We start from the raw sequence: 26,117 nt of genomic DNA on the forward strand, positions 1-26,117 counted from the left end.
TTCAAGTCTCCTGTTCTGCTGCCGCCAGCACCGCCGGCAGCACGAAGGTAAATATGGTTCCGCCCTGCGGGTTGGCGCTGTGGGTCAGCGAGCCGCCGTGGAATTCTATCGCGGTGCGGCAGATGTTGAGCCCCATGCCCATGCCTTCCGCCTTGGTCGAGAAGAACGGCGAGAACAAACGCTGCGCCACCTCCTCCGGTATGCCGTGCCCCTGGTCGATCACCGCCACGCTGACCTGCGCGCTGGCCGCATCATACGCCGCCACCACGTTGAGCATGCGCCGTTGCGGCGGGATGTGGGCCATCGCTTCGATGGCGTTGCGGGTCAGGTTGAGCAGCACCTGTTCGATCATCACGCGGTCGGCGCGCACCGGCGGCAGGTCGGCGGGGATGCTGGCGTTGAAGGAGACGTAGGCCTGGCGCGCCTGCAGCTCGATCAGCGCGCGGATGCCGTCGAGCAGCGAGGCCATGCCGATCTCCTGCCGCTGCGGCTCGCTCTTCTTGACGAATTCGTGCACGCTGCGGATGATCTGGCCGGCCCGCTGCGCCTGCGCGCTGGCCTGTTCCAGCGCCGGCTTGAGCATGCCGCAATCGACCGCTGCGCCGCTGCTGTCGGCGCGCGCCAGCACATTGAGCGCGCCGGTGGTGTAGCTGGAGATGGCGGCCAGCGGCTGGTTCAGTTCATGCGCCAGCATCGAGGAGATTTCGCCCATGGTCGCCAGGCGCGCGCTGGCCTGCAGCTTCTCGTGCTGCTGGCGGTTCAGTTCCTCGATGCGCTTGCGGTCCGAGATGTCGAGGATGGAGCCCATCCAGCCGGTCTGCTTGCCGTCCTTGTCGACCAGCGGCGCCTCGAAGATCAGCACCGGCACGCGCTCGCCGTCGGGGCGTTGGAAGATGGTTTCGAACTGCGGCGTGACCTTGCCCGCCAGGACCGAGGCGAAGCGGGTTTGGTATTCCGCCATCTCCTCCGGCGCCCAGTAGGGCATGGGCGGCAGCATGCCGACCAGTTCCTCGGCGGGATAGCCGACGATCTGGCAGAAGGCCGGGTTGACGTAGGTGATGCGGCCTTCCAGGTCGCGCGCGCGCAGGCCGGTGACCAGCGAGTTCTCCATCGCGGTGCGGAACGACATCTGCTGGCGCAGCGCGCCTTCCGCCTCCAGCCGCCGCGAGATGTGGCCCCACAAGGCCACCAGGCTCCATAACAATCCCAGCGACAGCACGATCACCGAACCGACCAGCAGGTTGGGCAGCAGCCGTGGCTCGCTCTTGACGCTGTCCGTCACCAGCGTGATGGTGGCGCCGGGCAGGTCCAGCGCGCGCTTGTGGGTGTAGACGCCGTGGCCGGGGCCTGCGGCGGCGCGGCGCGCCAGCACCTTGTCGTCGCGGTCGATCAGCGAGACCTGGTTGTCCTGCGCGAACCACCAGGGCACCATTTCCTCCAGCAGCGCGCTGGTTTGATAGGTGGCCACCAGGTCGCCGATGTATTCGTCGCCGCGGAACAGCGGCACGTGGTAGTCCATCAGTACGGCGGCGGGGGCGGCCGACAGGTTGGGCGTTTGCGCTTCCGGTTGGGTGTAGGTCGCATGGCGGGTCTTGCGGGCCAGCTCCATGCTGGCCAGCGAAGCGGGCGACAGTTCCACCGGCGTCGCCTGCGGATCGCTGCTGGCGGCCAGGCTGCCGTCCGGCCGCAGCCAGATCACGCGCAGCAGTTCGTGGCCGTTCTTCAGCAGGCGCGCCAAGCGGTCGTGCGTTTGCCCGGCCGGCAGGCGGCCGGCGCTGATCTCGGCGCCCAGCCCGCGCAGGCTTTCTTCGTCGCGGCCCAGCTGGAAGCGGATGGTTTGTTCGACCCACAGCGTGTCGGCGATCAGCTGTTCCTGGCGCTCGTTGCTCTCCATCTGGCGCGCCTGCCACGGCAGCCAGATCAGGATCGCCAGAAAGAACAGCACCAGCGTGATGGGCAGCAGCCAGCGCAGCGAAGAGCTGAAATGGGCGCGGCGCGGGGCGTTGGCTGGTTTGGCTGTCATGGAGACTCAGGGTAAAGCCTTGGAGTGGCGGCACCATTGTGGTTATCCACAGTTGCGCCCCTTGTCACTATTGGTAAGAATCGGTCAAACTACAACAATAGTGTATTTTAAATCCCTTCTGGAGACTCCATGAAACTGAAATCCGTTCTACTGGCCCTGAGCGTCGCTCTGAGCTTCAATGCCTACGCCCAGGCGCCTATCGTCATCAAGTTCAGTCACGTGGTCGCCACCGACACGCCGAAAGGCCAGGCCGCCGAGCGCTTCAAGCAGCTGGCGGAGAAGGCTACCAACGGCCGCGTCAAGGTCGAAGTCTATCCGAACAGCCAGCTGTACAAGGACAAGGAAGAGCTGGAAGCGCTGCAGCTGGGCGCGGTGCAGATGCTGGCGCCGTCGCTGGCCAAGTTCGGCCCGCTGGGCGTGAAGGAATTCGAAGCGTTCGACCTGCCTTACGTGTTCCCGTCGAAGACGGCGCTGTACAACGTCACCGAAGGCGAAATCGGCAAGGGCCTGATGAAGAAGCTGGAACCGAAGGGCATCATCGGCCTGGCGTTCTGGGACAACGGTTTCAAGGTCATGTCGGCCAACAAGCCGCTGCATGCGCCGGCCGACTTCAAGGGCCTGAAGATGCGCATCCAGTCGTCCAAGGTGCTGGACGCGCAGATGCGCGCGCTGGGCGCCAACCCGCAGGTGCTGGCGTTCTCCGAGGTGTATCAGGCGCTGCAGACCGGCGTGGTCGACGGCACCGAGAATCCGCCGTCGAATATGTACACGCAGAAGATGCACGAGGTGCAGAAGCACGTGACGGTGTCCAACCACGGCTACCTGGGCTACGCGGTGATCGTCAACAAGAAATTCTGGGACGGCCTGCCGGCCGACATCCGCACCGCGCTGGACAAGGCGATGAAGGATGCCACCACGTTTGAAAAAGCCATCGCCCAGCGCGACAACGACCTGGCGCTGGAAGCGATCAAGAAAACCGGCAAGACCGAGATCTATACGCTGAGCGTGAAAGAGCAGGCCGAATGGCGCAAGGCCCTGCTGCCGGTGCAGAAGGACATGGAAGGCCGCATCGGCAAAGACCTGATCTCCGCAATCAATAAAGAAGCAGCCAAATAAGTCTGCCGCCGGGACGGCGCAAGGCCGTCCCGTTTTTTGTCTCCTCCACTGAAGGTCCACCATGAAATTCCTCGATAAGCTCGAAGAATGGTTGATTGCGTCCCTGATGGCCGCAGCCACCATTCTGATCTTCGTCGCGGTTGTCCACCGCTACCTGTCCGGCCTGCCGATCCCCGGCGTGCAGGACTACCTGATTCAACTTAACACCAGCTGGGCCCAGGAGGCCTGCATCTATATGTTCGTCTGGATGGCCAAGTTCGGCGCCGCCTACGGCGTGCGCACCGGCATCCACGTCGGCGTCGACGTCATCATCAACCGCATGAACACGCCGTGGCGCAACAAGTTCGTCATCTTCGGCCTGCTGGCCGGCGCCGTGTTCACCGGCATCGTCGGCACCCTGGGCGCCAGCTTCGTGTGGGAGATCGGTCACACCGACCAGACCTCGGCCGATTTGGAAATGCCGATGTGGATCGTCTACATGGCGGTGCCGCTGGGTTCCTACCTGATGTGCTTCCGTTTCCTGCAGGTGCTGGTGGCCTTCTTCAAGACCGGCCAGCTGCCCAAGCACGACCATTCGCATGTCGAGGGCCTGGAAGACGAATTGACGGCTGAAGAAAAAGGAGCCCGCGCATGAACGCACTGATTATTTTCGTGCTGCTGCTGTTGCTGATGTTGACCGGCATGCCGATCTCCATCTCGCTCGGCCTGACGGTACTGACCTTCCTGTTCACCATGACCCAGGTGCCGATCGAATCGGTGGCGCTCAAGCTGTTCACCGGCATCGAGAAATTCGAGATCATGGCCATCCCGTTCTTTATCTTGGCGGGCAACTTCCTCACCCATGGCGGGGTGGCGCGGCGCATGATCAACTTCGCCAGTTCGATGGTGGGCCACTGGCATGGCGGCCTGGCGCTGGCCGGCGTGCTGGCTTGCGCGCTGTTTGCCGCGGTGTCGGGCTCGTCGCCGGCGACGGTGGTGGCGATCGGCTCCATCATCCTGCCGGCCATGGTGCGCCAGGGCTATCCGAAGAGCTTTGGCGCCGGCGTCATCACCACCTCCGGCGCGCTGGGCATCCTGATCCCGCCGTCGATCGTGATGGTGATGTTCTCGGTCACCACCAACACCTCGGTGGGCAAGCTGTTCATGGCCGGCGTGGTGCCGGGCGTGATGCTGGCCTTCTTCCTCGGCCTGACCACCTGGTGGCTGGCGCGCAAGCACAACTATCCGCGCATGGCCAAGGCCAGCTGGGGCGAGCGCTGGGCCACCTTCCGCAAGAGCGCCTGGGGCCTGCTGCTGATCGTCATCGTCATGGGCGGCATCTATACCGGCTCGTTCACGCCGACCGAGGCGGCCGCGATGGCGGCGGTGTACGCGTTTGTCATCGCCGTGTTCGTCTACAAGGACTTGAAGATCAAGCAGGTCGGCAAGGTGCTGCTGGACTCGGCGGCGATGTCGGCGATGCTGCTGTACATCATCACCAACGCCGTGCTGTTCTCGTTCCTGATGACCAGCGAAAACATCCCGCAGGCGATGGCGGAATGGATCACCGGCCAGGGCCTGGGCGTGGTCAGCTTCCTGCTGGTGGTGAACATCCTGCTGCTGTTGGCGGGCAATGTGATGGAACCGTCGTCGATCGTGCTGATCATGGCGCCCATCTTGTTCCCGGTGGCGATGAAACTGGGCATAGATCCGGTGCACTTCGGCATCCTGATCGTGGTCAACATGGAAGTGGGCATGTGCCACCCGCCGGTCGGGCTGAATCTGTACGTGGCCTCGGGCATCACCAAGATGGGCATCACCGAACTCACTGTTGCCGTATGGCCATGGTTGTTGACGATGCTAGGCTTCTTGATTTTGATCACATATGTACCACAAATTTCTTTGTGGCTTCCAAATTTAATTTACTCTTAAACTAGTGCTGCGGCCGGGTGGCAAAAAAACTGGGAAAAACGCAAAAAGATAAGTTATGATTGCGTCGCTCTCAGGGATAACTGCATATCAATATGCGACCCGGTAGCAAGAGCCCAGAATTGTAGGTGGGGAGTGTGTAGAGAAACGGTACTGAATACCGGCAAAAGATCGAGGAGACACACGTTTTACAGAATGTCGTTGTTATAGTCGCTGAAGGCCGCCACAAGCGCGCTACGGGGACAGACAAACGACCGGGAACGTGAAGCAGGATTTGGAAACGCACCGCAAGGTGCGTTTTTTTTTGCCGGTCGAACTGCTGTCGTTGGCGGCGCGGATTTACAATGCAATCGTGTGGTTTTTTTAATGTAGTTCGAATGCAACAAAATGGTGCATTTCGACAACTTCTGCCGGCTTTTTTGGTGCATAGAGTGTGATGAAAATACAACAGCAGCATGAATTGTTTTCCGCCGTCCTGGATTTGCCACTTGGAAAACTGGGCGTGCGCACGGCAAGTGGTCTGATAACGGAACTCTGTTACCTGCCGCCCCACTTTGATGCAAAAGCGCCGCAGGACGCGATCGCGGAGCTGGCTGCCGGGCAGCTGGAGCGGTATTGCCAGGACGCCGATTTCATCTTCGACCTGCCGCTCAAGCGCGCCGGCACCGAGTTCCAGTACAAGGTCTGGGACGCCATCCGCTCGATTCCACGCGGCAGCGTGCGCACCTACGGCGAGCTGGCCCGGCACATCGGCTCGGCGCCGCGCGCGGTGGGCCAGGCCTGCGGCGCCAACTGGTTCCCGGTGGTGATCCCTTGCCACCGCGTCACCTCGGCCAGCGGCCTGGGCGGCTTCGCCAACAGCGACGACCCGAACGGCTACCTGCTGGGCATCAAGCGCTGGCTGCTGGCCCATGAAGGAGCTAGCGAATACGCATGGCAACAGACAACACTGCTCTGATCGACGAGTTCTGCGACAGCCTGTGGCTGGAGGACGGCCTGTCGAAGAACACGCTGGAAGCCTACCGGCGCGACATGCGCCTGTTCGCCACCTGGCTGGAGAAGAAGCGGCCGCAGGTGGCGGACCTGGCGGCCGTGGCCGCGCACGACATCGAAGGCTATATCGCCGCCCGCCACCAGGACAGCGGCAAGGCCACCTCGTCCAACCGGCGGCTGTCGGTGCTGCGGCGCTTCTACCAGATGCTGCTGCGCCAGCGCCGCATCGCCGACGACCCGACGCTGAAATTGGTATCGGCCAAACAGCCGGCCCGCTTCGTCCACACCTTGAGCGAAATTCAAGTGGAGGCCCTGCTGGCGGCGCCCGACGTCGCCACGCCGCTGGGCCTGCGCGAGCGCACCATGCTGGAGCTGATGTACGCCAGCGGCCTGCGCGTGTCCGAGCTGGTCACGCTCAAGCTGCTGGAGCTGAGCCTGAACGACGGCGTGCTGCGCATCACCGGCAAGGGCGCCAAGACGCGGCTGGTGCCGTTCGGGCAGCAGGCGCGGGTGTGGATCGAGCGCTACGTCAAGGAAGCGCGCGGCATCATCCTCAACGGCCAGGTCGACGACGCGCTGTTCGTCACCGCGCGCGGCGGGCCGATGACGCGGCAGATGTTCTGGGTCTTGATTAAAAAACATGCCCTGAAGGCCGGCATCACCGCGCCGCTGTCGCCGCACACCTTGCGCCACGCCTTCGCCACCCACCTGCTGAACCACGGCGCCGACCTGCGGGTGGTACAGTTACTGTTGGGGCATTCGGATATTTCGACGACGCAAATCTATACCCACGTCGCCCGAGAACGCCTGAAGCATTTGCATGCGCAACATCATCCCCGCGGCTGAAAAACTTGCGCCGGCCGTAACTGCGTCATAATGTGGGCAGGTAATCGAACCGTATAAAGAAGAGGTGGCAAATGGCAAAGACAAATTTCGCGTATGAAAAGCGCCAGCGTGAGCTGGAAAAGAAGAAAAAAGCGGATGAAAAAGCCCGGCGCAAGGCCGAGCTGAAGCAGAACCCCGGCCTGGCCCAGGAAGGCGAGCTGGAGGAGATGGACGGCGATGCCGCCGACGACGGCGACACAGCAGCAGAGTAGACATGCGCGCTGTTTGTTCAAGTTGTTAATCAAATATTAGCAGTCGCCCACCAAGAAAAGCTATCTTGGGAGGGAGAGTATTGAGGGCCGTCATCGGTGGATGACGGCCCTTTTGCTTTTCAAATTCCGTATCGCGGGTTCGTCAACATCAGAATGCGATAGAAATAATACTAATTAATCAAAAGAAAAAAAATTAATGTTGACATTTATAGTTTCCCAAAAGCATACTTTAAAAAGCAATTGCCGTAATTAAACATTGCCGCTTTTTCTTGCGTTGTCTGGCGCAGGCGATTTGTGGCTGTTATGTCGCGTAGACAGATCCCCTTTTTTTAAATAAAAATATGACAATATTTCGACGAAATTGGATGGCCGCTGCGGCGTTCCCGCTGCTTTGCCTGTCCTTCTCACATGCTGGCGCAGTGGATGCCCCGCTACTGGCGGATGCTTATACTTTTCCCGGCAACATAGGAGCGGTCGATGCCAGCACGGGGGCGTCGCCGGGCCTGAACGTCGGAAACGGCAGCGTAGCCTATCTCCGGTTCAATATGGCGACGTTGCCATCTGGAATCACGCGCGCCAATGTCGCCAAGGCCACGCTGACGGTATGGGTCAGCAAGCGCACCAGCGCGACCAGCGCGCTCGCGGTGCAAGCGGTAACTGGCGCATGGCAGGAAGATACGTTGACACTGGGCGACCCTATACCTGCGCTCGGTACCCAGCTCATTGCGACCGCACTGGTACCGGCAGCGGGCAGTTATGTGTCATTCGATATCAGCGAACTGGCCAAGAGCTGGGTGGATTTTCCCGAGCAAAACTTTGGTCTGGGCATTACCTCAGTACGCAGTCAGCCCTCCATCACCTTCGTAATCGATAGCAAGGAAAACACCCTGACTGGCCACGCTGCACGGCTGGACATTACGCTCATGACGGAAGGCAAGCCTGGTGCTGTTGGCGCTACCGGCCCCGACGGTGCGGTCGGACTGCCTGGCGTCGCCGGTGGGAAGGGCGGCAAGGGCGACCCGGGCGCCGCCGGGATGGTCGGTGCCAAGGGCGACAAGGGCGACACTGGTGACGCCGGTGCGCAGGGCGCCATAGGCTTGATCGGCGCCAAGGGTGACAAAGGCGATATCGGCGACGCCGGTGCGTCAGGCGCGGCCGGCGTCAAAGGCGACAAGGGCGATGCGGGTACGCCTGGCGCGCAGGGCGCCGCCGGTATCAAAGGCGACAAGGGCGACGCGGGTGCAGCCGGCGCCCAGGGGATTGCCGGCGTCAAAGGCGCCCAGGGCGATGCGGGGGCGGCCGGCGCGCAGGGCGCGGCTGGTCCGAAGGGTGATGTCGGCGCGCAAGGCGCGCAAGGCGTGGCTGGCGTAAAAGGCAATCCAGGCGCGGCTGGCGCGACCGGTGCTACCGGGCCGACGGGATCTGCGGGGCCGCAAGGAGCCGCTGGTATCGCCGGCGCAGGCGGTATCCAGGGACCGAAGGGAAATACCGGTGATACCGGCGCCGGTGGCGCTCAAGGTCCGGCTGGCGCGGCCGGTGCTGCAGGCGGCGTGGCTGCCGGCGTGTTGGTTGATGTCAAGGGCGTCTGCGCGCAGAACTCTTGCGCCGCAGTATGCCCGTCCAGCGCGCCGCAGGCGGTGTCTGGTACATGCTCATTTGAAGCGATCGGTGGTCCCGAAAATAACTTCCCGCTGACCTGGATGGGTGTTGTGCGCCGCGGCGCGCTCGGCGATAGCTATTCCTGCAACTATGCCGCGCCGGGTCCAATCAGTGTCGGCAAAAAGGTCCTTTCGCAGGTCGCGTGCACGTCGAAATAAAAATGACCAAGAGACAACCTTCGCTCTGCCTCGGCTTTTTTCTCAATTGATGGATTTACTTTTTCAATAACAAAATGACAAAATTTCAAAAAAACTGGATAGTTGCTGCACTTTTCCCAATGTTTGGCCTGGCGTCGCATCATGCGGCAGCAGTCGATTCGCCATTGGTGGCCGATTCATATGTCTCGGCCACTGCAAACCCTCTTGCTGGCGCCGCATCCAGTTTGATGGTTGGCAATGGCAATTCCGCCTTCCTGCAGTTTGACATGGGGACCTTGCCAATCGGAACGATCGGCACCAAGGTGGCCAAGGCGACATTGACCGTATGGGTCAACAAAACGGATGTGGCCGGTGCACTCGATGTGCGCGCGGTGACTAACGCGTGGACCGAAGCCGGATTGGCGACTGGCACGCCGCCTGGCGTGGGCAGCAGCGTTGTCGCAACCACGCCGGTAAGCGATACCGGCCGCTACGTGTCGTTTGATATCAGCGAATTGGTGAAGACCTGGATCGACTATCCATCGCAAAACTTCGGGGTGAACATTGCCGCCTCCGCCGCAGACCCGGTTGCCGTGGTTGCGATCGATAGCAAGGAAAATACTTTGACCGGCCACACGGCAAGGCTCGACATTTCGCTGGAGCCGGTGGGCCCGGTGGGAGCAACCGGTGCGACCGGGCCGGCAGGTCCGGCCGGCGCGCAGGGTATCGCTGGCGCCCCGGGCGCCAAAGGCGACAAGGGTGACACCGGCGTGGCCGGCGTCAAAGGCGACAAAGGCGACAAGGGCGACACCGGCGTTGCCGGTATCCAGGGTGTCGCCGGCGCGGCCGGCGCCAAGGGCGACAAGGGCGACACTGGCTTGGCCGGTGCGCAAGGTGCCGCAGGCGCCAAGGGCGACAAGGGTGATGCCGGGGCCGCTGGTGTGCAAGGGGGCGCCGGTGCAAAAGGCGATAAGGGCGATACCGGTGTGGCCGGTGCGCAAGGCGTCGCTGGCGCCAAGGGCGACGCTGGCGTGGCCGGTACGCCAGGCGCGCAAGGCGGCGCAGGTCCAAAAGGCGATACTGGAGCGGCTGGTGCTCAGGGTATTGCTGGTGCAAAAGGTGACACCGGTGCGCCCGGCGCCACCGGCGCGACCGGACCGACCGGTCCTGCCGGCCAGCAAGGCGTGGCTGGTGCTACCGGCGCTACCGGTCCTCAAGGATTGAAAGGCAATACCGGCGCGACTGGCGCCACCGGTCCTCAGGGATCGACTGGCGCCACTGGTCCTGCGGGCATTGCGGGCGTGGGTATTCTGGTGGATACGGTCGCTACTTGCAGCTCGAATGTCTGTCTCGTGCAATGCGATATGGATCACATGACCCTGGTTAGCGGCACCTGCAGTTTTGAAGCCATCAACGGGCCTCAAAACAACTTCCCGTTGACGCAAACGGGTCTTATTCGTCACGATGGCATCGACGGTGATATCTTCGGCTGCACCTACGCGGCCCCGGGGCCGACCAGCGTAGGGAAGAAGGTGATTGCCGCCGCAATGTGCGTGTCAAAATCCGTATTGCGCACCATTAAGTAACGGCCGGGTTCTCCTGGTCAGGCGACGTCGCTGCGGGCTTTAATGTCGTGCAGCGGCTCGATGGCGTCCTGCAGCGCGGCCTCTTCTTCGTGGGCCTTGCCCTTGAAGAAGCGGGCGCAGCGCTTGCCCAGGCTGTCCAGGTAGGTGTAGGCCACCGGCACCACCACCAAGGTCAGCAGGGTGGAGGTGATCACCCCGCCGATCACCGCGCGGCCCATCGGCGCCTGCGTTTCGCCGCCGTCGCCCATGCCGATCGCCATCGGCAGCATGCCGAACACCATCGCCAGCGTGGTCATCACGATAGGCCGCAACCGCACCTGGCCGGCCGACATGATGGCTTCGTACTGGCCCATGCCGCCTTTCTGCGCATGGTTGGTAAAGTCCACCAGCAGGATCGCGTTCTTGGTCACCAGGCCCATCAGCATGATGAAGCCGATCACCGAGAAGATGTTCAGGGTGCTGCCGGTAATCAGCAGCGCCACCAGCACGCCGATCAGCGACAGCGGCAGCGACATCATGATCGCCACCGGCTGCAGGAAGCTGCCGAACTGCGAGGCCAGCACCAGGTAGATGAAGATCACCGCGATGCCCAGCGCGATCATGGCCGACGACATGCTTTCCTCCATGTCCTGCGCATTGCCGCCGACGTCGAAGCGCACGCCGGCCGGCAGCTCGATTTCCTTCATGGCCTTCTTGACGTCGCTGTCGACGTCGCCGCCCGGGCGGCCTTCGACACCGGCATACACCGCCACCCGGCGTTGCAGCGCCTGGCGCTTCAGCACTTGCGGGCTGAACGACGGCACGAAGTCCACCACCTGGCGCAGCGGCACCATCAGCGGGCGGCCGTCCGGCCCCAGCTTGCTGGAGGCCAGCGACAGGTCGGCCAGGTCGGCGACTTTCTGGCGGCCCGATTTCGGCAGCTGCACGTTGACGTCGTAGTTCTGGCCATCGTCGGCCAGGAAGTGGCTGGTGGTGTCGCCCGCCACGAACGGCCGCAGCGCGCTGCCGATCTGCTGCACCGACAGGCCCAGGTCGCTGGCCAGCTCATTGTTGATCTTGACCGTGGTCGACGGGTTGGCGCCTTCCTGGCTGTACTCCAGGTCGGCGATGCCCTTGATCTTGCGCATCTTGTCCATCAGGCGATGGGCCACCGCGTCCAGCTTGCCTTCGTCGGTGCCGAGGATGGCGATGAAGATCGGCTTCCAGCCCACCGACATGGTGATGCCGGCGATCTTGCTCAGGCGCGCGCGCACCACGCCTTCCAGCTCCTTCTGCGAGCGCCGCTTGGTGGTCTTGCGGTCCTGCAGCTTCATGTCGATCTGTGCGTTGTTGCGGCCGTCCTGGGTGCCGACCACCGAGATCACGCTGGCGATTTCAGGGAAGGCCTTCAGCGCCTCTTCGACCTGGTGCACCTTGTTGTCGGTGTACTCCAGGCTGGAGCCGACCGGGGTCTTCAGGTGCAGGTTGATCCAGCCGTTGTCCTGGTCGGGGAACATCTCGCCGCCTATCATCGGCACCAGCATCAGGCTGGCGACGAACAGGGTCGCGGCGAAGGCCAAGGTCAGCTTGCGCCAGCGCAGCGCCACGCCCAGCACCTTGCCGTACACCACGTGCAGGCGTTCGATGCCGCCTTCCACCCAGTGCATGAAGCGGCCCAGCCACGGCAGGTATTTGAAGCGGTCCTTGACCGGGTCCGGCCACACCGACGACAGCATCGGATCGAGCGTGAAGCTGACGAACAGCGACACCAGCACGGCCACCGCGACGGTGATGCCGAACTGCAGGAAGAAGCGGCCGATGATGCCCTGCATGAAGGCCACCGGGATGAACACGGCGACGATGGCGAAGGTGGTGGCCATCACGGCCAGGCCGATTTCATTGGTGCCGTCTTCGGCCGCGCGGCGGTGGTTCTTGCCCATGCCCAGGTGGCGCACGATGTTCTCGCGCACCACGATGGCGTCGTCGATCAGCAGGCCGATGCACAGCGACAGCGCCATCAGGGTCAGGAAGTTCAGCGTGAAGCCGAAGAACTTCATCGCGATGAAGCTGGCCATGACCGAGATCGGCAGGGTCAGGCCGGTGATGATGGTCGAGCGCCACGAGTGCAGGAAGAAGAACACGATGATCATCGTCAGCACCGCGCCTTCGATGATGGTTTCCTTCACGTTGTCGAGCTGGCTCTGCACCTTCAGCGATTCATCGTTCAGCACCGTCAGCGTGATGTCGGCCGGCAGCGTTTTCTGCAGATCGGCGGCGACCTTCTGGATGCGGCGGCCCACTTCGACCACGTTGGCGTCCTGCACCTTGGTGATGTCGATGGTGATGGCGCGCTTGCCGTTCAGGCGCGAGACCGACAGCTCTTCCTGCGCGCCGTCGATCACGGTGGCGACCTGCTCCAGGTAGACCGGACCGTTGGCGCGGCGCGCCACGATGATCTTGTTGAAGTCGCGGGCGTCCTTCATCTTGCCCTCGACCCGCACCAGCTGCTCGTTGCCGGCAAAGCTGATCGAGCCGGCCGGCAGGTTGGTGTTGGTGGCCTGGATGGCGTTGATCACTTCATCGACGCCGATCGCCTGCGCGTTGAGGTCGTTGGGACGCAGGCTGACCAGGATCTGGCGCGAGGCGGTGCCGTTCAGGCGCACCTGGCCGACGCCGGCCACGCCCTGGAAGCGCTTGCCGATCAGCTGGTCGGCCATGGTCGACAGGTCGCGCAGCGAATGGTCGGTGGCGGTCAGGCCGATCTGCGCGATCGGGCGGCTGTTCTCGCCCTCGAAGCGGACGATGAACGGATCCTTGGCTTCTTTCGGGAAGCGCGGGCGCACCTGCGCCACCTTGTCGCGCAAGTCCTGCATCGCCTTGTCCATATTGGTGGACAGTTCAAAGTCGATGTACAGGCCGGCGCGGCCTTCCCACGAATTGGCGCGCAGCGTCTTGATGCCGCTGACGGTGTTGACCACGTCTTCCAGCGGACGGGTGATGTCGTTCTCCACCGCTTCCGGCGACGCGCCCGGGTACTTGACTTCGATCAGCGCGCCCGGAATGTCGACGTTGGGCATGGACTCCAGGCCCAGTTCCCGATACGAGAACAGGCCCAGCACGACCAGCGCCACCATCACCATGGTGGCGAAGACGGGGTTCTGGATACTGGTTTTAGTGATCCACATGATTTAGCCCTTCTGTGCCAGCATGGCGGATTTGGCCGAATTGGCCGGCAAAGCCGGCGTGGCGACATTGGCCGGCAGCTTGACCTGGTTGCCCGGCTTGACGCCGTCGAGCTTGGAGACGATGACGTTGGCGCCCTGCGCCAGGCCGTCCACCACTTCGGCGTAGCCCTCGTCCTCGTTGCGCAGGCCCAGCTTGACCGGCTGCGCCACCACCTTGCCCTGTTCAATTTTGTACACCACCTGCTGGCCCTTCTCGGTGCGCAGCGCGGTCAGCGGCACGATAGGCATCACGGCGGAACGGTCGGTGACGATGCTGCCCTTGGCGAACATGCCGGCGCGCAGCGCGCTGTCGTCGTTCTTGACGGAGATGTAGACCAGCATCGCGCGCGAGCCGGTCTCGGTGGCCGGGTTGATGCGCGCCACCTTGCCGGCGAAGTCGCGGCCCTGGAAGCCGTCGACCTTGAACTTGACCTCCTGGCCCACCTTGACGCGCGGGATTTCCGAGGCCGGCACCTGCGCTTCAAGCGTCAGCTCGGACAGGTTGACGATGCTGTAGACCGGCATGTCCGGCGCCAGCTTTTCGCCGGCCTGCACGTGGCGCTTGCTGACCACGCCGCTGATGGGCGCCTTGATGACGCCGTCGTTCAGCGCGATGCGCGCGATCTCCACCATCGCCGCGGCCGACTTGACGTTGGCGCGCGCCAGGTCGACGCTGTTCTGCGTCGAATCGTAGGCGTTTTGCGAAATGTATTTTTGCTTGAGCAGGGCGCCGCTGTTGGTCTCGTTCTTGGTCGCCAGCGACAGCTTGGCCTGCGCTTCATCGAGCATCGCCTGCTGTTGTTGCAGGCGCGCGCGCAGGTCGGCCTGGTCGATGCGCGCCAGCACCTGGCCGGCGGACACCGCCATGCCTTCCTGCACCGTGGTGGCCTCCACCACGCCCGACACCTTGGACTTGATGGTGGCCGAACTCAGGGGCGCCAGCGAGCCGGATAAGGGCAAGCTGACCGCCAATGACCTGGCATCGATGGCCGCGATATCGCCGCTGGCCAGCTCGAAGATTTCCTGTTTCTTTTTATCGTCCTTGGCCGCCTGCGCGCTGGGCGGCGGGGCGTCCTTCTTGTGCATGACGGTCCAGCCGCCGCCGGCCAGGCCGATGACGATCAGCACCGCCAGCGGCTTGCGCCAGCGTTTGCTGCGCACCGTGGATTGTGGGGAGACGGGCAAGGTTTCTAGTTTCATATCGTTCTTCTATTAAAAGGTCGCCACGGCGCATATTGGCACTTTAGGAATTTTCAAGGCCGGCCGCCAGAGAAATGCGACAGGCCGTGAAAAAATACGGATGAACGGTAAAAACGCGGGATCAAGCGCGTTTGACGGAAGTCAATGGTCGATTCCCGTCAGCGGCAAGAATGGGCAAGGCCTGAGAGGGCGCTATGGGCGCTATGCCGGAGAGGGCCAGGTGGCACCAGCACACAAACGAGATGAGAGCGCGGGCGCAGATTTCCGCGCGATGGTTGCGCACACCAGCGACGCCTTGCTGCTGTTGCAGGATGGCCGCGTGGTGGCCAGCAATCCGGCCGCGCAAGCGCTGTTCGAGTGCGACCAGCCGGACCGCCTGCTGGGCCTGGGGCTGGTTGATTTGTCACCATTGCAGCAGGCCGAGGGCGTGCTGTCGGCGCGCGCGCTGGCCGATTTGATGGCCGATGCGCTACGCGACGGCAACCGCCAGTTCGAGTGGTGCTGCGTGGGTTGCGGCGGGCATCAGTTCTGGGCCGAGGTGCTGCTGACCGCGATCGGCCCGCAGCGCGTCTACGCGGTGATCCGCGACATCTCGGCCCGCAAGCAGGACCAGCTGGTGATGTACCTGGCCTTGCTGGCCGACGTCGCCGACCGCCGCCGCTCCGAGGAGCAGACCCGCCACCTGGCCGAGCATGATTTCCTGACCGACCTGCCGAACCGGGTGCTGCTGCTCGACCGCCTGAGCCTGGCGATGGCGGCGGCGCGGCGCAAGCGCAGCCGGCTGGCGATCCTGTTCCTCGATCTCGACCGTTTCAAAAACATCAACGATACGCTGGGCCACCACGTCGGCGACCAGCTGTTGCAGGAAGTGGCGGCGCGGCTGGTGCGCTGCGTGCGCAGCGTCGACACCGTCAGCCGCCAGGGCGGCGACGAGTTCGTCATCATGCTGCCCGAGATCGGCGGCGTCGACCAGGTGGCGCACGTGGCGGACACGGTGCTGCACGCGATCAGCCAGGAATTCGTGCTGGAGCCGCACCGGCTGCATGTGAGCACTTCGATCGGCATCAGCATCTACCCGGACGACGGCGCCGAGCACGACACCCTGATCCGTAACGCCGACCTGGCCATGTACCACGCCAAGGAAAACGGCCGCAACGGCTTCCAGTTCTTCAGTCCGGAAATGAATGCGCAGATCGTCGAGCGGGTGACGTTTGAAAACGACTTGCGGCGCGCGTTGCGCGAGCAGCAGTTCGTGCTGGAGTACGAGGCCCAGGTCGACATCGCCAGCGCGCGGCCGCTGGCGGCCGAGGCGCTGCTGCGCTGGCGCCATCCGACGCTGGGCCTGCTGCTGCCGGAGCGCTTCATCACGGTGGCCGAGGATTGCGGCCTGATGGTGCCGATCGGCCAATGGGTGCTGGAGCAGGCCTGCCGCGAGGCCAAACGCTGGCAGGACGCCGGCCATGCGCTGGCGGTGGCGGTCAACCTGTCGCAGACGCAGTTCTTGCAGCGTAACCTGGCCGACAGCATAGGCGCGGCGCTGGTCGCCTCGGGCCTGGCGCCGGAGCGGCTGGAGCTGGAGCTGACGGAAGCGATCATCATGAAGCACGTCGCCACCGCGCCCGACACCTTGCGCGCCTTGCGGGCGCTGGGGGTGCGGCTGGCGATCGATGATTTCGGCACCGGCTACACGCGCGTGGGCCACCTGCGCGAGTACCCGTTCGACAAGCTGAAGATAGACCGCACCTTCATCGGCGACATCGATGGCGCCATCGACGGCGCGCCGGCGCCGACGGTGGTGACGGCCATCATCGCGATGGCGCGCAGCCTGGGCCTGACGGTGCTGGCGGAAGGGGTGGAGACCGAGACGCAGCTGCACTTCCTGGCGCAGCAGGGCTGCCACCAGTTCCAGGGACGCTACGTGCGGAAGAACGGTTTTCTCGACGGCCTGGGCGGCCTGCTGGATGGCGCCAGCTAGGTCGTTCCCGCGAAAGCGGGAATCCATGCTGAGTTGACTGGCTGGCGTTCTATGGATTCTCGCCTGCGCGGGAACGACGCTACATGGCTTGGGCGCGGTCGCGCGCGCCGTACAGGCGCAGCCGCACCAGCACCTGGCCGTGGTCGGACGCTTCCGGCTTGTGCTGCAGCAGATGGTCGTTCAGATAAGTCACGTCCAGCACCTCGCCGACCGCGTAGCGCGAGGCCGGGTTGAATTCCTCCGACACCAGCACATGGTCGATGGTCATGTAGTGGCCTTCGTGGATGTTGGTGTAGCCGATCTGGCGCAGCGTGTCGCGGCCCAGCTGGATCTGGTTGCAATCGAACATGCGTCCGCTCAGCTCCTCGCCCGGCAGGCCGGCCGCGCCGGAGCCCATGACGATGGCGGTGGTGACGGCGTCGGCGGTGTCGTTGAAATCGCCCAGCACCACGCGCGGCCGGCGCGCGCTGCTTTCGAGCTGGCTGAGCAGGGCGCGCAAGGCCACCGCCTCGGTGCCGCGCCGTATCAGCGAGCGCAGGTTGGCTTGCGCGTATTGCAACGGATCGGTGTAGTCGTCGCCGCTGCTGTAGTCGGGCCGCTTGGATTTGAGGTGGATGACGATCACGTCGACGATGCGCTGGTCCGGCAGCAGCACCTGTGCGTGCAGCGGCGCACGGGCGAAGCGGTCGGCGTCGCGGCTGCCGGCCGGCAGCGCCACGCCGTCGGGGAAGGCGCGGTATTCGGCGGCCGGCGCCGCCAGCGGCAGGCGCGAAATCAGCGCCACCTGCGGCACCACGCGCGCGGCGCCGGTGCCCGGATCGGGCGCGGCGTCGAAGCCGGCCAGCGTGGCTTCGCGGTAGCGCGCGCTGTGCGCCAGCACGTCGCGCAGCGCCGCCAGCGAGAAAATTTCCTGCAAGCCGATCACGTCGGCGTCGAGCTGGTCCAGCTGCTGCGCGGTCCACAGGACTTTCGCTTGGTACTCGGCCGGCGTCAATGGCGGCAGATTGTCGTACAATTTCGCCCCAGGCTGGGAAAGATTGCAAACATTGAAAGTGGCAAAGCGAATTTCCTGCTGCATAATTAGAAACTCCCGATCGACATTACTTCACAAGCAGCGTATCACGCATGGCTAAAAAAGAGCACATCTCCGAGACCCCGGCAACGCAAATGCTGCGCAAACATAAGGTGGCCTTCAGCGAGCACCCCTACGACTACGAAGAACACGGCGGCACCACGGTGTCGGCGCGCGAACTGGGCGTGGATGAACACGCGGTGGTCAAGACCCTGGTCATGCAGGACGAGGCCGCTAAACCCTTGATTGTGCTGATGCACGGCGATTGCAAGGTCTCGACCAAAAACCTGGCGCGCGGCATCGGCTGCAAATCCGTCGAACCCTGCAAGCCGGAGGTGGCCACGCGCCACAGCGGCTACCAGATCGGCGGCACTTCGCCGTTCGGCACCCGCAAGGTGCTGCCGGTGTATGTCGAGGATAGCATTCTTGCGCTGGAAACGATTTATATCAATGGCGGCCGCAGGGGTTATCTGGTTGGCATCGCGCCGCAGGTGCTGGTCGATTTGTTGCAGGCCAGGCCGGTGCACTGCGCGCTGGCCGATTAGTTGGCTGCTTAGTTGGCTGCTTAGTTGGCTGATTAAGCGCCGGCAGTGTATATTCAGCGGCCCCCAACGGGCGCATGACTACTTTTGAGGAAATAATGAATACAGTTTGGATGACCGTCGCCGCCTATCTGATCGGCTCGATCTCGTTTGCCGTCGTGATGAGCAAGTTGTTCGGCATCGCCGATCCCCGCACCTACGGCTCGAAAAATCCCGGCGCCACCAACGTGTTGCGTAGCGGCAATAAGGCGGCCGCCATCATGACCCTGATCGGCGACGGCGCCAAGGGCTGGCTGGCGGTGTGGCTGGCGATCCGCTACCAGGATCAGTTGCAGATCGGCGACGCCACCATCGCGCTGGTGGCGATCGCGGTGTTCCTGGGCCACCTGTGGCCGGTGTTCTTCCGCTTCGTCGGCGGCAAGGGCGTGGCGACCGCGCTGGGCGTGCTGCTGGGCTTGAACCCATGGCTGGGCCTGGCCACCCTGGTGACCTGGCTGGCGGTGGCGTTCGCGTTCCGCTACTCGTCGCTGGCGGCGCTGGTGGCGGCGCTGTTCGCACCGTTCTACTACGGCCTGCTGTTCGGCGTCGAGCCGCAGCTGTTCGCGGTGTTCGTCATGAGCGCACTGTTGGCTTTCCGTCACAGCAAAAATATTTCAAACTTGCTGGCAGGTAAGGAAAGCCGCATCGGCAGCAAGAGCAAAGAAGCCGTCAAAGGCAAGAAAAAGTAAGGCCATCCCCCCATCCCGGCGCTTGATTTTGCGCCGGGTGTCGCCATATGCTGAAAATTACGTTTAGCAAAGGCACATCATGACCACTCCCCTGAAAATCGATTTCGTCTCCGACGTTTCCTGCCCGTGGTGCGCCATCGGCCTTAAGTCGCTGGACCAGGCGCTGGCCAATATCGGCGACGCGGCGGCAGTGAGCATGCACTTCCAGCCTTTCGAGCTGAATCCCAATATGGGCCCCGAGGGCCAGGACATCGTCGAGCACCTGACCGAGAAATACGGTTCGACCCCGTCGCAGCAGGAACAGGCGCGCGAGATGATACGCGCGCGCGGCGCCGAAGTCGGCTTCGATTTCGCCATGGGCAAGCGCAGCCGCATCTACAACACCTTCGACGCCCACCGCCTGCTGCACTGGGCCGAGTCTGAGGGCGAGGGCAAGCAGAAGGAGCTGAAGGAAGCGCTGTTCGGCGCCTACTTCACCAAGGGCGACGATCCCAGCTCGCACGACGTGCTGCTGCGCGTGGCCGGCGAAGTGGGGCTGGACACCGGCGTCGCCGCCGAGGTGCTGCAATCGAACCAGTACGCCGACGAGGTGCGCGAGCGCGAGCAGTTCTTCCAGCGCCACGGCATCAACTCGGTGCCGGCCGTGATCATCAACGAGCGCCACCTGATTTCCGGCGGCCAGCCGGCCGAGGTGTTTGAAAAGGCGCTGCGCGAAATCATGGCGCAAGCGGCTTAAAAAATGCTGGACGCGGCGGGGGCAAGTGCTCCCGCCGCCCCTGTTTTGCGATAAACTGATCGGGTAGCACCATAGTTCGGCCCCGCTTCATGCCGGGAGCCCAAAAAAGATCGACGTCGCTACAGGGAGGCCTATGCTGGCCGCAGAAAAAGTACACACGCTGTCCATCGCCCGTCCGCAGGCCGACCAGTTCCGGCTGGCCGCACTGCACCGCTACCACATCCTCGATACCCCCGCCTGCGAAGACTTCAGCTTCCTCACCGAGCTGGCCGCCAAAGTGTGCGAGGTGCCGTATGCCTTCATCTCGCTGGTCGACGCCGAGCGCGTCTGGATCAAGTCCTGCGCCGGCATGCAGCTGGGCGAGCTGCCGCGCGGCGAGAGCTACTGCTCGCTGGCGGTGCTGGGCCAGGCCGCCACCGAAATCCCCGACCTGACGCTGGACTTCCGCACCGCCCACATGGCGCTGACGGTCGACGCGCCTTACATGCGCATGTACAGCAGCGTGGCGCTGACCTCGTCCGACGGTTTCGCCATCGGCACCTTGTGCGTGATGGACACCAAGCCGGGCGGCCTGAGTGCCGAACAGCGCGCCACGCTGGTCAAGCTGGCGCGCCAGGTGATGGCGCTGATCGAACTGCGCGCCAACGAGAAGGCGCTGGAATCCACCGTGCGCGAGCTGGAGCAGCTGGCCACCACCGACGAGCTGACCGGCCTGCACAACCGCCGCTCGCTGCTGCACCGCCTGAAGTTCGAGACCGCGCGCGCCAAGCGCTTCCGCTCGCCGCTGTCGGCGGTGATGATAGACCTCGACCACTTCAAGCAGATCAACGACGAATACGGCCACGCGGTCGGCGACCAGGTGCTGGCCAGCGTCGGCCTGCTGCTGCGCGAGAGCGTGCGCGTGATCGACGTGCCGGGCCGCTACGGCGGCGAAGAGCTGTGCGTGATCCTGCCGAACACGCCGGTCGAAGGCGCCTGCAAGTTCGCCGAAACGCTGCGCTCCAAGATCGAAGCGCAGCTGCACTACGCCGGCCCGCGCCTGCTGCCGGTGACGGCCAGCATCGGCGTGGGTTCGTTCGACCACATGGAAATCAGCGACGCGGAAAGCCTGCTGCGCCAGGCCGACGCCGCGCTGTACCGCGCCAAGCACGCCGGCCGCAACCGCGTGGAATGCGGCCCCACCTGACACTGAAAGGAAGTCCCCATGCCTACCGCCAGCTGGAACGGCGTCGTCATCGCCGAGGCGAAGGACGACGAAGTTGAAATCGTCGAGAACAACGTCTACTTCCCGCCGTCCAGCGTCAAGACGGAGTACCTGCAGGCGAGCGCGCACACTTCGCGTTGTCCGTGGAAGGGCCTGGCCAGTTACTACAGCCTGAACGTCAACGGCAAGGTCAACGAGAACGCCGCCTGGTACTACCCGGCGCCGTCCGAGAAGGCCGCGCAGATCAAGGACCATGTGGCGTTCTGGCGCGGCGTGGACGTGCAGCGCTAGATAGCTACGTGGACAATATCACCCACAGCATTATCGGTTTCGGCGTTGGAGAACTGGTGCACCGCAGCCTGCCCGACGAGGCGGATGCGCCGTCGCAGCGGGTGCGGCACCGGCTGTTGCTGGTGGCCTGCGCGCTGGCCAGCAATTTTCCCGATCTCGACCTGGTCCTGAACAAGCTGCTGCCCGATCCGCTGGGCTATCTGCTGCATCATCGCGGCCATACGCATACGGCCTTGCTGGCGTTGCCGCAGGCCTTGCTGCTGGCGGCGTTGCTGTGGTTCTGCTGGCCGGCGGCGCGCGCGCTGCTGAAGGCCAGCCGCTCGGCGCGGCTCGGCCTGGCCTTGAGCGTGGGGCTGGGCTTCGCGCTGCACCTGCTGATGGACTTCACCAATTCCTACGGCATCCATCCGTGGTATCCGTTCACCGGGCGCTGGTTCTATGGCGACATGGTGTTCATCGTCGAGCCGCTGTTCTGGGTGGCGATCGGCGTGCCGATGGCGCTCATCATGCGCTGGCGTTCCTTGCGCATGCTCGGCCTGGCCTGCCTGTTCGCCGCGTTGGTGGTGTTCGCGGCCAAGGGCTATCTGGCGTGGACGTCGTTTGCCGCGTTGCTGTTGATCGCGGCCGCTTGCGGCGCGATGCAGTGGCGCGCCGGCGCGCGCGGCCGCGCGGGCCTGGTGCTGGCGCTGGTGGTCAGCGCCGGCTTCATCGCGCTGCAGGGCGTGGCCTCGCATTACGGACGCGAGCAAATCACGGCCGCGTTGCTGAAGGCCGATCCGGGCGTGCGCGTGATGGATGTGGCGATGACGGCGTTCCCGTCGCAGCCCTTGTGCTGGTCGTATGCCAGCGTGGAGGCCAACGAGAAGCAGGGCTACTACCGCCTGCGGCGCGGCGTGGCCAGCTTGGCGCCGGAGTGGCTGGCGCCGCTGGCTTGTCCGGCGGGCCTGGTCGGAGCGCCGGAGCAGGTGCTGGCCTTGTCGCCGGGCGTGCAGCAATTCGGCACGGTGCTGTCCAGCCTGACGGCGCTGCGCATGCTGAAGGATGAGAACTGCCAGGTGGATGCCTGGCTGCGTTTCGCCCGCATGCCGGCGCTGATGTTGGCGACCGGCGAGCTGGCCGACTATCGCTTCGCGACTACCCCGCGCGGGAACTTCACGACGCTGCATGCAACGCAGGCCGGGCCATGTCCGGCGGGCGTGCCCGGCTGGGGCTACCCGCGTGAGGATTTATTGTCGCTGCACCCGCCAGGCAAGCTTTAAGCCGTCTTTGTTTAAGCAGCTTTTTGCAGCACGCTGAAGTCGGTCGATACCGCCAGCTCCAGCCACTGCGCCATCTCGGTTTCGACGAACTGGTTCTTGGCGCGCACGCGTTCCACCGTGTCCGAGCCCAGTTGCAGGCGCACCGGCGGCGTGGCGCTGTCGGCCAGTTGCAGCAGGGCGTCGGCCAATTTGGCCGGATCGCCCGGCTGCTGGTGATTGACGCCGGCCGCGAACTCGCGCATCGCGCCCACGGTGGCGGCGTAGTCTTCGATGCGGCTGTGGGTGGACACCAGCGACGAGGCGTCGAGGAAATCGGTGCGGAAGAAGCCCGGCTCCACCACCGTCACATGGATGCCCAGCGGCGCCATTTCCATCGCCAGCGCCTCGCTCAAGCCTTCGACCGCGAACTTGGTCGAGCTGTACAGGCCCCAGCCGGCATAGGCCGAATAACCACCCACCGACGAGATGTTGATGACATGGCCGCCGCCTTGCTTGCGCATCGCCGGCAGCACGGCGCGGGTGACGTTGAGCAGGCCGAAGACGTTGGTGTCGTACAGCGCGCGCACTTCCTCGGCGCTGGCTTCCTCCACCGCGCCCAGCAGGCCGTAGCCGGCGTTGTTGACCAGCACATCAATGCGGCCGAAGCGCGCAATCGCTTGCTGGGCGGCGGTGATCGCTTGCGCTTCCAGTTTGACGTCCAGCCGCAAGGCCAGTAGATTCGGATGCTCGCCCAGGACGGCGGTGACGGATTGCGGATCGCGGGCGGTGGCGACCACGAAGTCGCCGCGTGCCAGCGCTTTTTGCGCCGTCAGCATGCCGAAGCCACGGGATGCGCCGGTGATGAACCATACTTTTTGTGCAGTGCCAGTCATGATCGTTTCCTTGGTGTGTGGTGAGTTGGTGATGCCAGTGTAGGCATGACCGACCTGCTACACTAGCCATAGGAAAGCTGTTTGATTATCACCTTTTGGTTGTAAATATGGATAAAGCCAGGGTTGTCAGTCTGTTCATCGGCGTGGTGCGCGCCAAGAGCTTCAGCCAGGCGGCGGTGGACGCCGGCCTGACGCCGCAGGCCGTCAGCAAGGCGGTGCGGCAGCTGGAAGATCATCTGGGCGTGCGCCTGTTCCACCGCACCACCCGCAGCCTGAGCCTGACGGAGGAGGGCGCGCGCCTGTTCGAGCTGGCCAACCCCGGCCTGCGCCTGTTGGACGAGGCGCTGGACCACATCCAGAACAGCCGCCTCGAAGTGGACGGCCTGATCCGCGTGGTCGCGCCCATGTCGATCGGCAATACGATCCTTGTGCCGCTGCTGCCGGAGTTCCAGCGGCGCTATCCGGGCGCGCATTTCGATGTGCAGCTGGACGACCATTTCACCGACCTGGTGGAGAGCAAGATCGACGTCGGCTTCCGCGCCGGCAATCCGCCCGAGCGCAACCTGATTTCCCGCAAGCTGGGCGAGATCCTGCTGGTGCCCTGCGCCACGCCCGGCTATCTGGCCCTGCACGGCACGCCGCAGACGGTGGCGGATTTGCAGCAGCATCGCTGCACCGGCTTCCTCCACCCTTCCACCGGCCGCGTGATGGCGTGGGAATTGCAAGTGGACGGCGCCACGGTCTACCAGGAGATGCCGGCTGTGGCCAGGTTCAATACGGTGGAGGGGGAGTTGACGGCGGTGCTGAACGGCCTGGGCATCGGCCAGCTGCCGGTCTTCATGGTCGAGGCCGAGCTGGCCAGCGGCGCGCTGGTGCCGCTGCTGTCACAGACGGCCACGTCCAACAGCGGTGTGTTCATGTACTACCAGCAACGCACCTTGATGCCGCTGCGGGTGCGGCACTTCATCGATTTCGTCGCGGAGCGGGCGCCGCAAAGGCTGGCGGGGCAGCGCGCCGCGCTTGCCTAGCGGTATCGTGTCGCGTGTTTGCCACAAAAAGGCCTAAAATCAAGTGGTATAGGCCACTTTTGGACTAGATGGTTGGCACGACAATTGCATTGCCCTCCAGAAAGGTAGAAGATCGTTAAACATGGAGGCTGTTATGAATACCGCAACTGAACAAAAAACAACGAACAATGTAATCCACGAATCGGCGTCGGACGAGCACCGTCTGCGCAGCGAGCGCATCGCCGCGCGCGGCGTGCGCCTGGGCAAGGGCAAGATCAAGTACCTGCTGGCGCTGGCCGGTCTTGCCGTGCTGGCATCCGTCGCGTTCGCCCAGAGTTAAACGACTTTGATGTCGTCCAGCGGCCAGCGCGGCCGCACGTTGAACGAGTAGTCTTTCTTTGCCGCGTCCGGGTTGATCATCAAGCGCATGGCCCCGGCGAAGGCGATCATCGCGCCGTTATCCGTGCAAAATTCCAGTTCAGGGTAGTAGACCTTGAACTTCTTCTTGGCCGCCGCCTCGTTCAGCGAAGCGCGCAGCTGCGAATTGGCGCCCACGCCGCCCGCGATCACCAGCCGCTTCAGGCCGGTGTGCTTGAGTGCGGAGATGCACTTCGCCGTCAGCACGTCGACGATCGCGTCGACGAAGCCGCGCGCGATGTTGGCCTTGTCCTGCTCGCAGATATTGGCGATGACTTTTTCTTCGTGGTTCTTCACCACCGTCAGCACCGCCGTCTTCAGGCCGGAGAAGCTGAAATTGAAATCCTTGGTATGCAGCATCGGGCGCGGCAGCTTGTAGGCCGTCGGGTCGCCGAACTCGGCCAGGCGCGAAATCGCCGGACCGCCCGGGTAGCCCAGGCCCAGCAGCTTGGCCGATTTGTCGAAGGCTTCACCGGCGGCGTCGTCCAAGGTTTCGCCCAGCAGCGTGTACTGGCCGACGCCGTCCACCCGCATCAGCTGCGTGTGGCCGCCCGAAACCAGCAGCGCGATGAAGGGGAATTCCGGCGGCTGCGACGCCAGCAGCGGCGAAAGCAAATGGCCTTCCAGGTGGTGCACGCCCAGCACCGGCTTGTCCAGCGCCAGGCCCAGGCTGCAGGCGACCGAGGAGCCGACCAGCAGCGCACCCGCCAGGCCGGGGCCTTGGGTGTAGGCGATGGCGTCGATGTCGGCCAGCGTCTTGCCGGCGCCTTCCAGCGTCTGCGTCAGCAGCGGGATGGCGCGGCGGATGTGGTCGCGCGAGGCCAGTTCCGGCACCACGCCGCCGTACTCTTCATGCATCGCCACTTGCGAATACAGGGCGTGGGACAACAGGCCGTGTTGCGTGTCGTACAGCGCAAGGCCGGTTTCGTCACAGGAGGATTCGACGCCGAGAACGATCATGAAGGGTGCACAAATGAAAAGGGGAATCCGCCATTGTAATGGAAAGTGCGTGCAAGCATGCACCACGGCGGGTCCGCACCGCACTGGCAAAGTGCGGAATTTTGCCGTTCGGTCAGGATAGGCGGCGTTTTT

General features: G+C 63.9%; 23 protein-coding genes. 17 read left to right on the forward strand and 6 right to left on the reverse strand.

All coding sequences use genetic code 11. The annotated features are described in order from the left end of the window. Window position 1: 1 nt before the first annotated feature. On the reverse strand, window positions 2-2,023 hold the full coding sequence (locus V6M89_RS21630; RefSeq protein ID WP_332855114.1) for a two-component system sensor histidine kinase NtrB: 2,022 nt from the start codon (window positions 2,021-2,023) through the stop codon (window positions 2-4). A 129-nt stretch (window positions 2,024-2,152) separates the two neighbouring features. On the opposite strand from V6M89_RS21630, the gene V6M89_RS21635 reads away from it, so the two are divergent. From V6M89_RS21635 to V6M89_RS21670, 8 genes are all read left to right on the forward strand, one after another. Continuing rightward, window positions 2,153-3,139: a TRAP transporter substrate-binding protein gene (locus V6M89_RS21635; protein ID WP_332855115.1), complete on the forward strand. Its 987-nt coding sequence runs from the start codon at window positions 2,153-2,155 to the stop codon at window positions 3,137-3,139. A gap of 61 nt (window positions 3,140-3,200) precedes the next feature. After that, entirely contained in the window at window positions 3,201-3,773 is a 573-nt protein-coding gene (locus V6M89_RS21640; protein ID WP_332855116.1) for a TRAP transporter small permease, read from the forward strand. Beyond that, complete coding sequence (locus V6M89_RS21645) at window positions 3,770-5,050, forward strand: TRAP transporter large permease (RefSeq protein ID WP_332855117.1); 1,281 nt, start codon at window positions 3,770-3,772, stop codon at window positions 5,048-5,050. Before V6M89_RS21640 ends, V6M89_RS21645 begins: the two co-directional genes overlap by 4 nt. A gap of 433 nt (window positions 5,051-5,483) precedes the next feature. Further along, on the forward strand, window positions 5,484-6,005 hold the full coding sequence (locus tag V6M89_RS21650) for a methylated-DNA--[protein]-cysteine S-methyltransferase (protein ID WP_332855118.1): 522 nt from the start codon (window positions 5,484-5,486) through the stop codon (window positions 6,003-6,005). Further along, a complete protein-coding gene (gene xerD, locus V6M89_RS21655; protein WP_332855119.1) occupies window positions 5,981-6,886 on the forward strand; it encodes a site-specific tyrosine recombinase XerD in 906 nt (301 codons plus the stop codon). Before V6M89_RS21650 ends, xerD begins: the two co-directional genes overlap by 25 nt. A 71-nt stretch (window positions 6,887-6,957) precedes the next feature. Beyond that, window positions 6,958-7,137 carry a hypothetical protein gene (locus tag V6M89_RS21660; RefSeq protein WP_332855120.1) on the forward strand — a complete coding sequence of 60 codons (180 nt, stop codon included), beginning with the start codon at window positions 6,958-6,960 and terminating at the stop codon, window positions 7,135-7,137. Between the two features lie 365 nt (window positions 7,138-7,502). Then, window positions 7,503-8,954, forward strand: coding sequence for a DNRLRE domain-containing protein (locus V6M89_RS21665; protein ID WP_332855121.1), 1,452 nt, complete (start codon window positions 7,503-7,505; stop codon window positions 8,952-8,954). Window positions 8,955-9,028: 74 nt separating this feature from the next. Beyond that, window positions 9,029-10,519 (forward strand): DNRLRE domain-containing protein, encoded by a 1,491-nt coding sequence (locus V6M89_RS21670; protein ID WP_332855122.1) that lies wholly within the window; start codon window positions 9,029-9,031, stop codon window positions 10,517-10,519. A gap of 17 nt (window positions 10,520-10,536) precedes the next feature. Here V6M89_RS21670 and V6M89_RS21675 read toward each other — a convergent pair whose 3' ends face one another. After that, on the reverse strand, window positions 10,537-13,683 hold the full coding sequence (locus V6M89_RS21675) for an efflux RND transporter permease subunit (protein ID WP_332855123.1): 3,147 nt from the start codon (window positions 13,681-13,683) through the stop codon (window positions 10,537-10,539). A gap of 3 nt (window positions 13,684-13,686) precedes the next feature. Beyond that, window positions 13,687-14,922 (reverse strand): efflux RND transporter periplasmic adaptor subunit, encoded by a 1,236-nt coding sequence (locus V6M89_RS21680; protein WP_332855124.1) that lies wholly within the window; start codon window positions 14,920-14,922, stop codon window positions 13,687-13,689. Between the two features lie 220 nt (window positions 14,923-15,142). On the opposite strand from V6M89_RS21680, the gene V6M89_RS21685 reads away from it, so the two are divergent. After that, on the forward strand, window positions 15,143-16,897 hold the full coding sequence (locus V6M89_RS21685; protein ID WP_332855125.1) for a putative bifunctional diguanylate cyclase/phosphodiesterase: 1,755 nt from the start codon (window positions 15,143-15,145) through the stop codon (window positions 16,895-16,897). 79 nt (window positions 16,898-16,976) lie between these two features. Here the strand turns inward: V6M89_RS21685 and V6M89_RS21690 are convergent, their stop codons facing one another. Continuing rightward, on the reverse strand, window positions 16,977-17,975 hold the full coding sequence (locus V6M89_RS21690) for an endonuclease/exonuclease/phosphatase family protein (protein WP_332855126.1): 999 nt from the start codon (window positions 17,973-17,975) through the stop codon (window positions 16,977-16,979). A gap of 47 nt (window positions 17,976-18,022) precedes the next feature. Between V6M89_RS21690 and ybaK the strand changes: the two genes are divergently transcribed. The 6 genes from ybaK to V6M89_RS21720 all read left to right on the forward strand — a co-directional run bounded on the left by ybaK (window position 18,023) and on the right by V6M89_RS21720 (window position 22,729). Beyond that, entirely contained in the window at window positions 18,023-18,514 is a 492-nt protein-coding gene (ybaK, locus tag V6M89_RS21695) for a Cys-tRNA(Pro) deacylase (protein WP_332855127.1), read from the forward strand. A 95-nt stretch (window positions 18,515-18,609) separates the two neighbouring features. Next, window positions 18,610-19,239: a glycerol-3-phosphate 1-O-acyltransferase PlsY gene (plsY, locus tag V6M89_RS21700; RefSeq protein ID WP_332855128.1), complete on the forward strand. Its 630-nt coding sequence runs from the start codon at window positions 18,610-18,612 to the stop codon at window positions 19,237-19,239. Window positions 19,240-19,318: 79 nt separating this feature from the next. Next, window positions 19,319-19,975 (forward strand): DsbA family oxidoreductase, encoded by a 657-nt coding sequence (locus V6M89_RS21705; protein ID WP_332855129.1) that lies wholly within the window; start codon window positions 19,319-19,321, stop codon window positions 19,973-19,975. A gap of 133 nt (window positions 19,976-20,108) precedes the next feature. Continuing rightward, the gene (locus V6M89_RS21710) at window positions 20,109-21,161 is read left to right on the forward strand and encodes a GGDEF domain-containing protein (RefSeq protein WP_332855130.1); all 1,053 of its coding nucleotides are present in this window, start codon (window positions 20,109-20,111) and stop codon (window positions 21,159-21,161) included. Window positions 21,162-21,179: 18 nt separating this feature from the next. Next, window positions 21,180-21,470 carry a DUF427 domain-containing protein gene (locus V6M89_RS21715; RefSeq protein ID WP_332855131.1) on the forward strand — a complete coding sequence of 97 codons (291 nt, stop codon included), beginning with the start codon at window positions 21,180-21,182 and terminating at the stop codon, window positions 21,468-21,470. Window positions 21,471-21,478: 8 nt separating this feature from the next. Further along, on the forward strand, window positions 21,479-22,729 hold the full coding sequence (locus V6M89_RS21720; protein WP_332855132.1) for a metal-dependent hydrolase: 1,251 nt from the start codon (window positions 21,479-21,481) through the stop codon (window positions 22,727-22,729). A gap of 11 nt (window positions 22,730-22,740) precedes the next feature. Here V6M89_RS21720 and V6M89_RS21725 read toward each other — a convergent pair whose 3' ends face one another. After that, complete coding sequence (locus V6M89_RS21725) at window positions 22,741-23,601, reverse strand: oxidoreductase (protein ID WP_332855133.1); 861 nt, start codon at window positions 23,599-23,601, stop codon at window positions 22,741-22,743. 107 nt (window positions 23,602-23,708) lie between these two features. Between V6M89_RS21725 and V6M89_RS21730 the strand changes: the two genes are divergently transcribed. After that, complete coding sequence (locus tag V6M89_RS21730; RefSeq protein WP_332855134.1) at window positions 23,709-24,629, forward strand: LysR family transcriptional regulator; 921 nt, start codon at window positions 23,709-23,711, stop codon at window positions 24,627-24,629. A 133-nt stretch (window positions 24,630-24,762) separates the two neighbouring features. Further along, window positions 24,763-24,948: a hypothetical protein gene (locus V6M89_RS21735; protein ID WP_332855135.1), complete on the forward strand. Its 186-nt coding sequence runs from the start codon at window positions 24,763-24,765 to the stop codon at window positions 24,946-24,948. Here V6M89_RS21735 and tsaD read toward each other — a convergent pair. After that, window positions 24,945-25,985 carry a tRNA (adenosine(37)-N6)-threonylcarbamoyltransferase complex transferase subunit TsaD gene (gene tsaD / locus V6M89_RS21740; protein ID WP_217941064.1) on the reverse strand — a complete coding sequence of 347 codons (1,041 nt, stop codon included), beginning with the start codon at window positions 25,983-25,985 and terminating at the stop codon, window positions 24,945-24,947. The two genes, V6M89_RS21735 and tsaD, sit on opposite strands and share 4 nt — an antisense overlap. Window positions 25,986-26,117 lie beyond the last annotated feature (132 nt).

Source organism: Duganella sp. S19_KUP01_CR8 (assembly GCF_036688705.1).
Lineage (GTDB): Bacteria > Pseudomonadota > Gammaproteobacteria > Burkholderiales > Burkholderiaceae_D > Rugamonas.

Excerpts from the sequence above, each read along its gene's own strand:
- V6M89_RS21690 (WP_332855126.1), bottom strand. The coding sequence starts at position 17,975 with ATGCAGCAGGAAATTCGCTTTGCCACTTTCAATGTTTGCAATCTTTCC.
- V6M89_RS21705 (WP_332855129.1), top strand. The coding sequence starts at position 19,319 with ATGACCACTCCCCTGAAAATCGATTTCGTCTCCGACGTTTCCTGCCCG.
- V6M89_RS21710 (WP_332855130.1), top strand. The coding sequence starts at position 20,109 with ATGCTGGCCGCAGAAAAAGTACACACGCTGTCCATCGCCCGTCCGCAG.
- V6M89_RS21735 (WP_332855135.1), top strand. The coding sequence starts at position 24,763 with ATGAATACCGCAACTGAACAAAAAACAACGAACAATGTAATCCACGAA.
- V6M89_RS21670 (WP_332855122.1), top strand. The coding sequence starts at position 9,029 with ATGACAAAATTTCAAAAAAACTGGATAGTTGCTGCACTTTTCCCAATG.
- V6M89_RS21680 (WP_332855124.1), bottom strand. The coding sequence starts at position 14,922 with ATGAAACTAGAAACCTTGCCCGTCTCCCCACAATCCACGGTGCGCAGC.
- V6M89_RS21665 (WP_332855121.1), top strand. The coding sequence starts at position 7,503 with ATGGCCGCTGCGGCGTTCCCGCTGCTTTGCCTGTCCTTCTCACATGCT.
- V6M89_RS21725 (WP_332855133.1), bottom strand. The coding sequence starts at position 23,601 with ATGACTGGCACTGCACAAAAAGTATGGTTCATCACCGGCGCATCCCGT.
- V6M89_RS21660 (WP_332855120.1), top strand. The coding sequence starts at position 6,958 with ATGGCAAAGACAAATTTCGCGTATGAAAAGCGCCAGCGTGAGCTGGAA.
- plsY (WP_332855128.1), top strand. The coding sequence starts at position 18,610 with ATGAATACAGTTTGGATGACCGTCGCCGCCTATCTGATCGGCTCGATC.
- V6M89_RS21640 (WP_332855116.1), top strand. The coding sequence starts at position 3,201 with ATGAAATTCCTCGATAAGCTCGAAGAATGGTTGATTGCGTCCCTGATG.
- V6M89_RS21645 (WP_332855117.1), top strand. The coding sequence starts at position 3,770 with ATGAACGCACTGATTATTTTCGTGCTGCTGCTGTTGCTGATGTTGACC.
- V6M89_RS21650 (WP_332855118.1), top strand. The coding sequence starts at position 5,484 with ATGAAAATACAACAGCAGCATGAATTGTTTTCCGCCGTCCTGGATTTG.
- V6M89_RS21675 (WP_332855123.1), bottom strand. The coding sequence starts at position 13,683 with ATGTGGATCACTAAAACCAGTATCCAGAACCCCGTCTTCGCCACCATG.
- ybaK (WP_332855127.1), top strand. The coding sequence starts at position 18,023 with ATGGCTAAAAAAGAGCACATCTCCGAGACCCCGGCAACGCAAATGCTG.
- V6M89_RS21715 (WP_332855131.1), top strand. The coding sequence starts at position 21,180 with ATGCCTACCGCCAGCTGGAACGGCGTCGTCATCGCCGAGGCGAAGGAC.
- V6M89_RS21630 (WP_332855114.1), bottom strand. The coding sequence starts at position 2,023 with ATGACAGCCAAACCAGCCAACGCCCCGCGCCGCGCCCATTTCAGCTCT.
- tsaD (WP_217941064.1), bottom strand. The coding sequence starts at position 25,985 with ATGATCGTTCTCGGCGTCGAATCCTCCTGTGACGAAACCGGCCTTGCG.
- V6M89_RS21635 (WP_332855115.1), top strand. The coding sequence starts at position 2,153 with ATGAAACTGAAATCCGTTCTACTGGCCCTGAGCGTCGCTCTGAGCTTC.
- V6M89_RS21730 (WP_332855134.1), top strand. The coding sequence starts at position 23,709 with ATGGATAAAGCCAGGGTTGTCAGTCTGTTCATCGGCGTGGTGCGCGCC.
- xerD (WP_332855119.1), top strand. The coding sequence starts at position 5,981 with ATGGCAACAGACAACACTGCTCTGATCGACGAGTTCTGCGACAGCCTG.